This window comes from Streptomyces sp. CLCI03, assembly GCF_053615355.1.
Genome location: NZ_CM132132.1, coordinates 4,467,173 through 4,479,516, shown reverse-complemented (window position 1 = coordinate 4,479,516; position 12,344 = coordinate 4,467,173). Strand labels below are relative to the sequence as shown.

The 12,344-nt window shown below is 72.4% G+C and carries 11 protein-coding genes; 6 read left to right on the top strand and 5 right to left on the bottom strand.

What is annotated here, in order from left to right; translation table 11 throughout:
- Nucleotides 1-96 precede the first annotated feature (96 nt).
- Together ACWG52_RS20735 and ACWG52_RS20730 are read left to right on the top strand one after the other, a co-directional pair.
- Nucleotides 97-1,047, top strand: coding sequence for a glucosyl-3-phosphoglycerate synthase (locus ACWG52_RS20735; protein ID WP_389816141.1), 951 nt, complete (start codon nt 97-99; stop codon nt 1,045-1,047).
- A gap of 47 nt (nt 1,048-1,094) precedes the next feature.
- Nucleotides 1,095-2,525 (top strand): alpha,alpha-trehalose-phosphate synthase (UDP-forming), encoded by a 1,431-nt coding sequence (locus ACWG52_RS20730; RefSeq protein ID WP_389815941.1) that lies wholly within the window; start codon nt 1,095-1,097, stop codon nt 2,523-2,525.
- A 132-nt stretch (nt 2,526-2,657) separates the two neighbouring features.
- On the opposite strand, the gene otsB is transcribed toward ACWG52_RS20730, so the two are convergent.
- From otsB to ACWG52_RS20715, 3 genes are read right to left on the bottom strand one after another with little or no spacing between them, the layout of a single operon-like run.
- The gene (gene otsB, locus ACWG52_RS20725; protein ID WP_033223622.1) at nt 2,658-3,506 is read right to left on the bottom strand and encodes a trehalose-phosphatase; all 849 of its coding nucleotides are present in this window, start codon (nt 3,504-3,506) and stop codon (nt 2,658-2,660) included.
- 39 nt (nt 3,507-3,545) lie between these two features.
- Entirely contained in the window at nt 3,546-3,782 is a 237-nt protein-coding gene (locus ACWG52_RS20720) for a DUF3263 domain-containing protein (protein ID WP_030031449.1), read from the bottom strand.
- 47 nt (nt 3,783-3,829) lie between these two features.
- Nucleotides 3,830-5,128, bottom strand: a complete 1,299-nt coding sequence (locus ACWG52_RS20715; protein ID WP_389815937.1) for an extracellular solute-binding protein — start codon at nt 5,126-5,128, stop codon at nt 3,830-3,832.
- Between the two features lie 176 nt (nt 5,129-5,304).
- Here ACWG52_RS20715 and ACWG52_RS20710 point away from each other — a divergent pair, with 176 nt between their 5' ends.
- The 3 genes from ACWG52_RS20710 (at nt 5,305) to ACWG52_RS20700 (ending at nt 8,421) form a co-directional block, all read left to right on the top strand.
- The gene (locus tag ACWG52_RS20710; protein ID WP_033223618.1) at nt 5,305-6,237 is read left to right on the top strand and encodes an ROK family protein; all 933 of its coding nucleotides are present in this window, start codon (nt 5,305-5,307) and stop codon (nt 6,235-6,237) included.
- Nucleotides 6,237-7,388, top strand: coding sequence for an N-acetylglucosamine-6-phosphate deacetylase (gene nagA, locus ACWG52_RS20705; protein ID WP_389815934.1), 1,152 nt, complete (start codon nt 6,237-6,239; stop codon nt 7,386-7,388). Before ACWG52_RS20710 ends, nagA begins: the two co-directional genes overlap by 1 nt.
- Before the next feature lie 112 nt (nt 7,389-7,500).
- On the top strand, nt 7,501-8,421 hold the full coding sequence (locus ACWG52_RS20700; protein ID WP_389815931.1) for a 1-phosphofructokinase family hexose kinase: 921 nt from the start codon (nt 7,501-7,503) through the stop codon (nt 8,419-8,421).
- A 122-nt stretch (nt 8,422-8,543) separates the two neighbouring features.
- On the opposite strand, the gene ACWG52_RS20695 is transcribed toward ACWG52_RS20700, so the two are convergent.
- Nucleotides 8,544-9,578 carry a CBM35 domain-containing protein gene (locus ACWG52_RS20695; protein WP_389815928.1) on the bottom strand — a complete coding sequence of 345 codons (1,035 nt, stop codon included), beginning with the start codon at nt 9,576-9,578 and terminating at the stop codon, nt 8,544-8,546.
- 68 nt (nt 9,579-9,646) lie between these two features.
- Nucleotides 9,647-11,413 carry a diguanylate cyclase CdgB gene (gene cdgB / locus ACWG52_RS20690; protein ID WP_389815925.1) on the bottom strand — a complete coding sequence of 589 codons (1,767 nt, stop codon included), beginning with the start codon at nt 11,411-11,413 and terminating at the stop codon, nt 9,647-9,649.
- A 302-nt stretch (nt 11,414-11,715) separates the two neighbouring features.
- Here cdgB and ACWG52_RS20685 point away from each other — a divergent pair, with 302 nt between their 5' ends.
- Nucleotides 11,716-12,285, top strand: a complete 570-nt coding sequence (locus ACWG52_RS20685; RefSeq protein WP_390140862.1) for a flavin reductase family protein — start codon at nt 11,716-11,718, stop codon at nt 12,283-12,285.
- Nucleotides 12,286-12,344: the final 59 nt, after the last annotated feature.

Here is a 12,344-nt window from a genome sequence, read left to right as displayed (position 1 = left end):
ACTGTAACCGAAGGCTCGGGCTGTTGAGACAGGCGTCCGAACCGCGAGATGGATCACATAAGGGCGAATATCGCCGACACGCAGGGAGTGCTGAGGGTGCTGGAAGAGGTGGAGCGCTGGCTGGCCGACCGCTCCTGGTCCGCCGCCGACCGACCGCTCGACCAGCTGCTCGACCGGAAACGGGCGGCCGGGACCACGGTCAGCGTGGTGCTGCCCGCGCTGGACGAGGAGGCGACCGTCGGCGCGATCGTCGAGGTCGTGCGGCGTGAGCTGATCGAGGGACTGCCGGTCCCCCTGGTCGACGAACTGGTCGTCGTCGACTCGGGCTCCGCCGACCGCACCGCGGAGGTCGCGGCGAAGGCCGGCGCCCGCGTGGTGCACCGCGACGAGATCCTGCCCCGCCTGCCGGCGCTGCCCGGCAAGGGCGAGGTGCTGTGGCGCTCGCTGCTGGCCACCCGTGGGGACATCGTCTGCTTCGTCGACGCCGACCTGCGGGACTTCTCCGCCGCCTTCGTCTCCGGGATCGTCGGACCCCTGCTGACCGACCCCGACGTGCAGTTCGTCAAGGCGATGTACGACCGCCCGTTCGGCGACACCCCCGGCCAGGGCGGCCGGGTCACCGAGCTGGTCGCCCGCCCCCTCCTCAACCTCCACTGGCCGCAGTTGGCCGGCTTCGTCCAGCCGCTGGGCGGCGAGTACGCCGTACGCCGCTCCCTGCTGGAACGGCTGCCGTTCCCCGTCGGCTACGGCGTCGAGCTGGGCCTGCTGGTCGACGCGCTGCACACGGTCGGGCTGGACGCGCTGGCCCAGGTGGACGTGGGCGTACGGCTGCACCGTCACCAGGACGGGCAGGCGCTGGGCCGGATGGCCGCGGCGATCTACCGCACCGCCCAGGTACGCCTCTCGCGCGGGCACCTCGTACGGCCGGAGCTCACGCAGTTCGAGCGCGGGCCGGAGGGCTTCGTACCGCGGACGTACCCGGTGGACACCGAGGAACGGCCCCCGATGGCGGGCATCGAGGAGTACGCACTGCGGCGCGCGGCGTGAGGGAACGTACGGTTTGAGGGGGGTCGTACCGGGCTAGGTTTGGCGGCATGGCTTCCCAGGTGCTCGTCGCAGCGAACCGCGGCCCCCTCTCCTACGCCCTCGACGAGGACCGTGCGCTCAGCGCCCGGCGCGGCGGGGGCGGTCTCGTCTCCGGCCTCTCGGCGGCCCTCGCCGAGCAGCCAGGGGCCCTGTGGATCTGCGCGGCGCTGTCGGACGCGGACCGGGAGGCGGTCCGCCGGGGCGTGAGCGAACCGGGCGTCCGGATGTTGGACATCGATCCCACGATGTATGACAACGCGTACAACGGCATCGCCAACTCTGTGCTGTGGTTCACGCACCACCACCTGTACGACGTCCCGCGCGAGCCGGTCTTCGACGCGGAGTTCCGCGCGCGGTGGGAGTCCTACGAGCGCTACAACCAGGCCTTCGCCGACGCCCTGGCCGAGGAGGCCGCGGAGGGCGCGCAGGTGCTGGTGCAGGACTACCACCTGGCGCTGGTGCCCGGACTGCTGCGGGTGCTCCGTCCCGACCTGCGGATCGCGCACTTCACGCACACCCCGTGGGCGGCGCCGGGCTATCTCGCCATGCTGCCGGACGTGGTCCGCGAGACCCTGCTGTGGGGCATGCTCGGCGCGGACGTGCTCGGCTTCCACACCGAGGCGTGGGCGGCCGAGTTCCTGGGGTCGGCCCGGCTCGACGACGCGTGGGGGCGGTCCGAGGTGCGCGAGGGCTCGGTGGTGGAGCACCAGCGCTACTCGGTGTGGCCCACCCGCACCACGCGGGTGCGGGCGTACCCGCTGGGCGTGGACGGGGACGAACTGCGGGCGCTGGCGCACCGGCCGGAGGTGAACGCCAAGCTGGCGGAGCTGCGGGCGGAGGTGGACGGCCTGCGGACGATCGTCCGCGTGGACCGCACCGAGCTGTCGAAGAACATCCTGCGCGGCCTGCTGGCCTACCGGGAGCTCCTGACCACGCGCCCGCAGTGGCGGGGCCGGGTGGTCCACCTGGCGTCGGCGTACCCCTCGCGGCAGGACCTGAAGGTGTACCGGGACTACACGCAGTCGGTGCGGGACCTGGCGGCGGAGATCAACGAGGAGTTCGGTACGGAGGACTGGCAGCCGGTGCTGGTGTCGGTGAAGGACGACTTCGAACGCTCGCTGGCGGCGTACCGGCTGGCGGACGTGGCGCTGGTGAATCCGGTGCGGGACGGGATGAACCTGGTGGCGAAGGAGATCCCGGTGGTGTCGGAGGCGGGGTGCGTGCTGGTGCTGTCGACGGGGGCGGGGGCGTACGAGGAGCTCCGCCAGGACGCGCTGACGGTGAACCCGTACGACGTGACGCAGACGGCGGAGGCGTTGCACGCGGCGCTGGCGATGCCGGTGCCGGAACGTGCGGAACGCACGAAGCGGCTCTCCGCTGCCGCGACGGCCCTCCCGCCGTCCGCCTGGTTCGAGGCCCAGCTGTCGGCCCTGACCTGAGCCGGGGCTCCGCCCCGGACCCCGCGCCTCAAACGCCGGAGGGGCTGAATTTTCCGCCGGCGCCGGCCCACATCCAGCCTCGCCGGCGTTTGAGGCGCGGGGTCCGGGGGCGGAGCCCCCGGCAACGGACGGTCAGGACCGCAGGGCCGCGGCCAGCTGGGCCAGGAAGGCGGCCACCGGGCCCGGGCCGGGGAGGACCAGGTCGGCGCGTGCGGCGAGCTCGGGGACCTCCGCGGAGCCACTGCACACCAGCAGCCCCGGCAGGCCGTCCGTACGGCCCTTCTCCACCGCCGCGAACGCCGCCAGGTCACCCAGGTCGTCGCCCGCGTACAGCACCGCCTCCGCGTCCCGCTCCGCCAGGAACTCGGTCAGGGCGACGCCCTTGTCCATGCCCGGCGGCCGAAGCTCCAGCACCGCCCGCCCCGGCTCGACCATCAGCCCGTGCCGCGCCGCGAGGTCCGCCAGCGGCTCCCGCAGCGCCGCGAAGGCCGCCGCCGGATCCTCCGCCCGCCGGGTGTGGACGGCCAGCGCCCGGCCCTTCTCCTCGATCCAGGTGCCGCGCCAGGCCCCGATCGAGTCCAGGAACCCCGGCAGCTCCGCCCGGACCGCCGCCACCCCGGGGTGTTCGGCGGGCGCGTGGACGATGCCGCTGACGGCGTCCCACCGTTCGGCTCCGTAGTGGCCGAGGACGACCAGGTGCTGCAGACCGGGGACCCCGGCGAAGCCCCCGTAGCGGACGGCGACGCCCGCCGGCCGGCCGGTGATCACGGCCACCGAGTCGACCTCGGGGGCGAGTGCGGACAGGGCCGGGACGGCTCCGGGGTGGGCTCTGGCCTGGTCCGGGTCCGGGACGATGTCGGCGAGGGTACCGTCGAAGTCCAGGGCGACCACGGACCGGCGAGGTGTGCGGAGGAGGGCTTCGAGTCCCTCGCGTCCGGCAGCGGTGACGGGCATCGGCAAGTCGTGCGGATGGCTCCCCATACGCACGACCCTAACGGGCCGGCCGTGGGACGGCTACGGCTATCGCCGGGCTCGCTGCGCCTCTCGGATCCTGCGCAGCCGGTTGACCGTGCCCGGGGCGTGGGCCAGCGCCCGCGGGTCGTCCATGAGCGCGTTGAGCAGCTGGTAGTAGCGGACGGGGGTCATCCCCAGCCCTTCCCGTATGGCCCGTTCCTTGGCTCCGGGCCCGGGCCAGGTACGTCCCTCGTACGCGAGCACCGCGGCCTCCGTGGCCGTCAGCTGCCCCTCGTCCGTCATACCGCCAGATTAACGCCGTGCTCCGACAGTCGGCCCGCCGCCACCGCTCAGCGCGGGTCGGACGCGCGGGCGGCCGTGGCGATCTGCTCCAGGACCTTCGCGGGCTGTCCACCGGGCTGGACGGTCTTGCCGATGTTCTGCTTGATGTCCTCGCTGACGCCCGCCCAGGACTTCTTGCCGACGGGGTACAGCCGGGAGTTGGGCAGGGCCGTGAGGAAGGGCTTCAGCTGCGCGGACGAGCCGCCGGTGGCGGCCTGCTTGGCCTGGTAGCCGCTGGTGGTGGCGGGCAGCAGGTCGTACTTCTCGGTGAAGGCCGTCACGTTCTTGGGCTGGTACAGGAAGTCCAGGAACTTGCCGGACTGCTGGCGGTGGCCGTTCTTGAAGGCCATGACCCAGTCCGCGACGCCCATCGCGGGCTGGTCGCTGCCGTCGGCGGTGGGCAGCGGCACCATGCCGAACTTCACGCCCTTGGCCGCGGCCTGCTTGAGCAGGGTCGGGTGCCCGTTGAGCATGCCGACCTCACCCTTGGTGAAGCCGTCGAAGGCGGCCTGGCGGTCCAGCTTGCCGGGCTCCACGGGTCCGGTCAGCCCCTGGCCGACCATCTTGTCCCGCAGGAACTCCAGCGCCTTGACGTTGGGGGCGGAGTCGATCGCGTACGACTCCTCGTTGTCGGTGTAGCCGCCACCGCCCGCGAGCATCCACATCATCGTCTCGGCCTGCGCCTCCTCGCGGCCCAGCGGGACCGCGAAGGGGGTGGGCACGTTCGCGGCCTTGAGCTTCTTGGCGGCGGCTTCGAGGTCCGCCCAGCTCTTCGGCTGCCAGCCCTTGGCGTCCTTGCCGATCACGCCGGCGTCGGCGAGGAGCTTCTCGTTGTAGAAGAGCAGCCGGGTGCTGGAGACGAAGGGCATGCCGTACTGGACCTGCTTGACCTTGCCGGCGTCGGCGAGCGGGCCGAGGAAGTCGGCCTCGGTCTTCACGGAGAGCAGCTCTTCCGCCGAGTACAGCTTCCCGGCGGCGGCGTAGTCGGAGTAGGCGCCGATCTGGGCGATGTCGGGGGCCTTGCCGGCCTTGACCATCTCGGCGACCTTGGCGTCGACCTCGGACCAGGAGTAGACGCTGACCTCGACCTTCGTGCCGGGGTTGGCCTTCTCGAAGTTCGCGGCGAGGTCCTTCCAGTAGGCCTCGGAGGAGTTCTGCGGATTGTCCCCGTAGTCGGCCGCCACGACCCGGAGGGTCACCTCGTTGTCTCCGGTGAGTCCGCCGATGGCTCCGCAGCCCGTCAGCGTCACGGCAGTCAGGCACAGCGCGGCGCCGGAAGCGGCCAGGCTCAGGTAACGGCCCTTCACAGTTCTCCATCCACCCTTTCTTGTACGTACGATCCACGTAAGGTCTACACCACTTTGGCGGCTCGTCCACATCGGGCTCCCGGCCGGGGTACCGAATTTGTATGGCCGCTCAACAATCTCCCTCATTGGACTAGACCTTTCCCCGCCGAGCACGCGAGACTGTCTCTGTGAAATCCGTGAAACACGTCATCGCCCTCGATGTGGGCGGCACCGGGATGAAGGCCGCCCTCGTCGCCGACGACGGCACCCTGCTCCACGAGGCGCGCCGGGCCACCGGCCGCGAGCGGGGCCCCGACGCCGTCGTCGAGACGATCCAGGACTTCGCCGCCGAGCTGCTCGACACCGGCCGGGAACGCTTCGGACGGTCCGCCTCGGCCGCCGGCGTCGCCGTCCCGGGCATCGTCGACGCCGAGAACGGCATCGCCGTCTACGCGGCGAACCTGGGCTGGCGCGACGTACCGATGCGCGCCCTGCTCGGCGGACGCCTCGGTGGCATCCCCGTGGCCCTCGGCCACGACGTGCGCACGGGCGGACTCGCCGAAGGTCGCATCGGCGCCGGCCGGGGCGCCGACCGCTTCCTGTTCGTCCCCCTCGGCACCGGCATCGCCGGAGCCATCGGCATCGCCGGCCGCATCGAGGCCGGCGCCCACGGATACGCGGGCGAGATCGGGCACATCGTGGTCCGCCCGGGCGGCCCCGCATGCGGCTGCGGCCAGCGCGGCTGCCTGGAGACCCTCGCCTCCGCCGCGGCCGTCAGCCGCGCCTGGGCGGCCGCCTCCGGCGACCCGGAGGCCGACGCCGCCGACTGCGCCGAGGCCGTCGCCTCCGGGGACACACGCGCCCAGGAGGTCTGGCTGGCCGCCGTCGGGGCCCTCGCCGACGGACTGGTCACCGCCATCACCCTGCTGGACCCCCGCACGCTGATCATCGGTGGCGGGCTCGCGGAGGCCGGGGAAACCTTGTTCACACCACTACGGACGGCCGTGGAGGAGCGCGTGACGTTCCAGCGGCTCCCCCACATCGTGCCGGCGGCCCTCGGGGACACCGCCGGATGCCTGGGCGCAGGGCTGCTCGCCTGGGACCTACTCGCCACGGAGGTACCGGCCTGATGTCCGGAAGCGCACACAGCACTGTTCTTTCGGGCGCCAGGGTGGTGCTGCCCACCGGAACGGTGGCGGGCGGCAGGGTCATCGTCGACGGCGACCGGATCGCCGGCAGCGCCCACGAGGGCGCCGAAATCGTCGACCTGTCCGGGCACTGGATCGTCCCCGGCTTCGTCGACATGCACAACCACGGTGGCGGCGGCGCCTCGTTCACCTCCGGCACCGCCGAGGACGTCCTGAAGGGCGTCCGCACCCACCGCGAGCACGGCACCACCACCCTGGTCGCCTCCACCGTCACCGGCGACCTGGACGAGCTGGCCCGCCGCGCCGCCCTGCTCGCCGAGCTGACACAGGCGGGCGAGATCGCCGGCATCCACTTCGAGGGGCCCTTCATCAACCCCTGCCGCAAGGGCGCGCACAAGGAGGACCTGCTGCGCGACCCCGACCCGGCCGAGGTGCGCAAGCTGATCGACGCCGCGCACGGCGCCGCCCGCATGTTCACCCTCGCCACCGAACTGCCGGGCGGCCTGGACTCCGTACGACTGCTCGCCGAGCACGGCGTCATCGCGGCGATCGGCCACACGGACGCCACGTACGAGCAGACGCGCGCGGCCATCGACGCGGGCGCGACCGTGGCCACCCACCTCTTCAACGCGATGCCGCCCCTCGCCCACCGCGAACCCGGCCCGATCGCCGCGCTGCTGGAGGACGAGCGGATCACCGTCGAGCTCATCAACGACGGCACCCACCTGCACCCGGCGGCCCTGGAACTGGCCTTCCACCACGCGGGCGCGCACCGCGTCGCGCTGATCACCGACGCGATGGACGCGGCCGGCTTCGGCGACGGGACCTACCACCTCGGCCCGCTGGAGGTCGAGGTCAAGCACGGTGTGGCGCGCCTGGTGGAGGGCGGCTCCATCGCCGGCTCCACGCTGACCCTGGACACCGCCTTCAAGCGCTCGGTGACCCTCGACAAGCTGCCCGTGGAGTCCGTGGTCCAGTCGATCTCCGCCAACCCGGCCAAGCTGCTCGGCCTGTACGACGAGATCGGCTCGCTGGAGCCCGGCAAGTACGCGGACCTCGTCGTGCTGGACGCCGCGTTCGACCTGAAGGGCGTCATGCGGCGCGGCGAATGGATCGTCAACCCGGCCTCCTGACCACCGATCTGACGGCCGAACGGCCGCGCACAGGGAAAACGGCCGGCCCCAGGACTGGGCCGACCGCCTTGTGTTTGGCATGATCCCGGCAGCATCAGACCCGGGAGTGCCCATGATCCTTACCGTGACGCTCAACACCGCGCTCGACGTCACGTACCAAGTGCCGCGCCTGCTCCCGCACGCCTCGCACCGGGTCTCCGCCGTCACCGAACGCGCCGGCGGCAAGGGGATCAACGTCGCCCACGTCCTGGCCGCCCTCGGCCACGAGGTCACCGCGACCGGCTTCGCGGGCGGCCCGGTCGGCTCCGTCGTACGGGGGCTGCTCGCCCGCTCCCCCGGGGTGGTCGACGCCCTGGTGCCCTGCTCCGGCAACACCCGCCGCACGGTCGCGGTGGCCGACGCGGCCTCCGGCGACACCACGCAGTTCAACGAGCCTGGCCCGCAGATCACCGCCACGGAGTGGTCACGGTTCCTCGCCCACTACGAGGACCTGGTGCGCGGCGCCCGCGCCGTCGCCCTGTGCGGCAGCCTCCCGCCCGGCGTGCCGGTGGGCGCGTACGCGCTGCTCGTACGGTCGGCCCGGGCGGCCGGGGTGCCCGTCCTGCTGGACACCAGCGGCGAGGCCCTGCGCCGCGGGGTCGCCGCCCGCCCGGAGATCATCAAGCCGAACGCCGTCGAACTGGCCGAGCTCACCGGATCCCGCGACCCGCTCCCCGCCACCCGCGACGCCCGCCGCCGGGGCGCCCACGCGGTGGTCACCTCGCTCGGCCCGGACGGCCTGCTGGCCGCCACCGCCGAGGGCTCCTGGCAGGCGGCCCCGCCGCGCCGACTGTCCGGCAACCCCACCGGAGCCGGGGACTCCGCGGTCGCCGGCCTGCTGTCCGCGCTCGCGGAGGGCCTGGACTGGCCGGAACGCCTCAGCCGCGCCGTCGCCCTCTCGGCGGCCACGGTCCTCGCCCCGACGGCAGGAGCGTTCGACCCGGGCGTCTACGAGGAACTGCGGCACGCCGTACGCGTCTCCGCCGACGGCTGACGACCCGACAGGTTCCGTCGGGCGCCGGTGCTTCCGTCCGTACGACGACATCAGGCTCTGCCGCGCGAGTGCGGCAGAGCCTGATGTCGTCGTACGGACGCGCGTCCCCGCCGTCCTCCCCGTCAGCGCCTGACGTGTCCCGAGGCCAGCTCCAGCTGGTCGAAGATGGCGTCGCACTGGTTGCCGGCCTCGCACGAGATCTTCATCGAGTTCGTGCCCTTCTTGAGGTTGATGAACGCGAAGGTGCGCGTCCAACCCTTGTCCCAGGCACCGTCGGCCGCCTTGGCGAAGTTGTCCAGGTTCAGCGACTGGTTCGGGCTCTGCCCGTTGACCGTGAGGGTCGCCTTGCCGGGCTTGCCGGGAACGCCGTAGTTGACGAACAGCGTGTACTCGCCCGCCTCCGGCACGTCCACCGTCCAGGTGAGCGCCGCACCCTGCTGGTTGAAGCCGGCGACGTACTGGCCGCCCGAGCTCTTCGAACCGGGCACCGTGCTCTCCAGCCGCGCGCCCCCGGTCAGCACCATGCCCGCACCGGCCGCCTCGCCCTTCGGCAGCGGGGCCTGCGAGGGCTTGGGGCTGCTCGGGGCCGGGCTGGCCGGGTTCTGGGGGGCCGCCGACTGCTGGCCGTTGTTCGCGCTGGGCTGTTCCTTGCCCTTGTCCTTGTCGCCGAACTGCAGGGCCGCGACGATGCCGATCACGACCACCGCGACCACGGCGACGGCCGCGATCAGCAGACCGCGCCGGCTGGAGCCGCCACCGACGCCACGACCACCGCCGTGACCGCCCGGCCGCGCGACCGTCTGCGTCTGCTGCGCCGGAACGGCGTAGCCGCCCGCCTGGAGGGCTTCCGGGGACTGGTACTGGGCCTGGTAGCCAGGAGCCTGCTGCGCGGGGCCCTGCTGGTGCGGGACGGGGCCGCGCTGGCCGCCGTTCCTGCGCTCGCCGACCGTGCGCACCTGGTGGTGCGAGGTACGGGGGACGCCGGGCTGGGGTCCCGGGTGACCACCGGCCGGCGCGCCCGGGTAGCCGTATCCACCGCCCGACGTGGGCGGAGCGGCTCCGGCAGCCTGGCCGTCCGCGTAGAGATACCCGAACGGATCGTCGTCCTCGGGCTTGTTCGCCCCACCGTGCGGGCCGTTGTTCGCGGGCGTCGTCATCGCAGGTCACTCCTTTCGACCCACGGGAGCCTACCCCGAACACGTGCGCCCACGAGCGGCGGACCGGATCATCCGGCCCGGCGATGGGCCTTCGACCGAGACCTTTTCTCGATGTACATCCGCTGGTCGGCGGAGCGCAGCACCTCGTCGGCGGACATCCCGCAGCTGGCCCAGCCGATGCCGAAACTGGCCCCGACCCGCACCGCACGGCCGTCCACCCGGATCGGCGGGATGATCGCGTTGCGCAGCCGGACCGCGAGGTCGGCGGCGTCGGCGGCACCGAGGCCGTCGGCCAGGACGACGAATTCGTCACCACCCAGCCGGGCGACGGTGTCACCGTCCCTGACGCCGGTCGTCAACCGCCGGGCGACCTCGATCAGGACCGCGTCGCCGGTGTGGTGCCCGAACCGGTCGTTGATCGACTTGAAGCCGTCCAGGTCGCAGAAGAGGACCGCGAGACCCTTCGTCCCGTCGTCGATGTCGGTCGCGGGCGCCACCGTGTGCACGTGGTGGTCGTACGGACCGTCCGAGGGGGCGGGCGGTGCCCCGGGGAATTCGAAGGGGTCGGACCCGGGGTACCGGTCGGAGGCGTCGACCTGAAACCCGTGCTCACCGGCACCACCCGCCTCCGCCCCCACCGGGTGCCCGTCGTGTCCGGCGTGCGCCGCGTGGCCGCCGTGCGCCGCGTGGCCGTCGTATCCGTCCCGCCCTTCGAAGGCCGCGTCCAGCGCCTCGATGGCGCTGGCCCGGACGGACTGTGGCCTACGGCACAGCCGGGCGCCGAGTCGGGCCCGCAGTTCGGCGCTGTTGGGCAGGCCGGTCAGCGAGTCGTGGCTGGCCCGGTGCGCGAGCTGGAGCTCGTGCCGCTTGCGTTCCTCGATGTCCTCGACGTGCGTGAGCAGGAACCGGGGCCCGTCGGCGGCGTCGGCGACGACGGAGTTGCGCAGCGAGACCCATACATACGTGCCGTCGCGGCGGCCCAGGCGCAGCTCGGCCCGGCCGCCCTCGGCGGAGGTGCGCAGCAGGGTGCCGATGTCCTCGGGGTGGACCAGGTCGGAGAAGGAGTAGCGGCGCAGGACGGAGGCGGGCCGGCCGAGCAGCCGGCACAGCGCGTCGTTGGTCCGCAGCAGCCGGCCGTGCTGGTCCCCGCCCATCTCGGCGATGGCCATACCGCTGGGCGCGTACTCGAAGGCCTGGCGGAACGACTCTTCACTGGCCCGAAGCGCCTGCTGCTCGCGCTCCAGCCGGACGAGGGCGCGCTGCATGTTCGCCCGGAGCCTGGCATTGCTGATCGCAATCGCCGCCTGGAAGGCGTACATCTGCAGTGCTTCGCGGCCCCAGGCGCCGGGCCGGCGGCCGTTGCGCGGTCTGTCCACCGAAATGACACCCAGAAGTTCCCCGCCGGACGCATACATGGGGGCGTAGAGCCGGTCCTCGGGGTGCCACTCGTCCTCGAACCGCGGATCGGGGCCGTCGGTGTGCCACTGGGGGACGTCGTCCTCCATGAGGACCCAGCCCTCGGTGTGCGGGATGAACCTGAGCCCGTCCCAGTTCTCACCCATCGTCAGGCGGCGTTCCCAGGAGGCGCGGGAGCCGACGCGGCCGGTGATGAGGGCCTCCGCGGCGGGGTCGCCGGCGAAGGCGGCGACGACGAGATCACCGTCCGGGCGAACGAGGTTGACACAGGCGAGTTCGTAGCCGAGGCCCACGACGATGCCGTCCACGACGGTCTGCAGAGTGTCCGCCAGGCTCCGGGCCGTATTGAGCTCGGCCACCACCCGGTGCAGCTGCCGCAGGGTCGCAAGACGGACGTACGGCTCCGACTCGGTCTCCATTGCTCGCTCTCCCCGAGACCTCGACAGCAACTCCAGGTTTGTCATCGGCGTTTCGTTGCGGTGTCCCGTCCACTGAATCACAGTGAGCTGTGCGGCAGGTACACAGGGTCAACAAATCTTGCCCTCTGTGACTCAAGTCACATCAGGTGAATATCGGTGCGCTGTGGGGTCGTGCACGACTGGGAGCGCTCCCTCCCATTTCCGAGAGCAAACGATACGCCCGGGCCTAGGCCAAGGGGCGGGGACGCGACTCGGACCAAGGCCCGATGTGCGACGCGGAAGGGCGAGATTAGCGTTTCAACGTGCTGAAGACGACCCCCGTACCCACGACGTCCCACGTAACCCCCCATGCTGAGGGAGTGAGCAATGACGAGTTCCGGGCCGCGATGTCCCGGCTGGCGGCGGGCGTGTGCCTGATCACCGCGCACGAGCCCCCGCTGACGGCGAACGGCCCACGGGGCGAGGACGTCGGCATGACGGCGACCGCCTTCATGTCCGTGTCCCTGGACCCGCCGCTGGTCCTGGTGAGCCTGCGCGAGGGCTCCCGGATGGACGACCTGCTGGCGGAACAGCCCCTGTGGGCGGTGTCGGTCCTCGCCGACCACCAGCTGCAGGTGGCGGGCCGTTTCGCGATGAAGGGCCGGATCAGCGACCGGCTGCTCTTCGCCGACCTGCCCCACGTACGCGGCGAGGCCTCCGGCGCACCCCTGTTGAGCGGCGCCCTGGCCACCCTGGAATGCCGTACGGAGAACCGCGTCGAGGCGGGCGACCACACCCTGGTCGTCGGCCGGGTCCTGACGGCCGGCCTGCCGTCCCCGGACGGGCAGCCGCTCACGTACTTCCGCGGCCGCTACCGGCACCTGGGCTCGTAGGGCTCGTGGGGCTCGTGGGGCTGCCAGGGCGGGTGGGGCTGCCAGGGCGGGTGGGACGC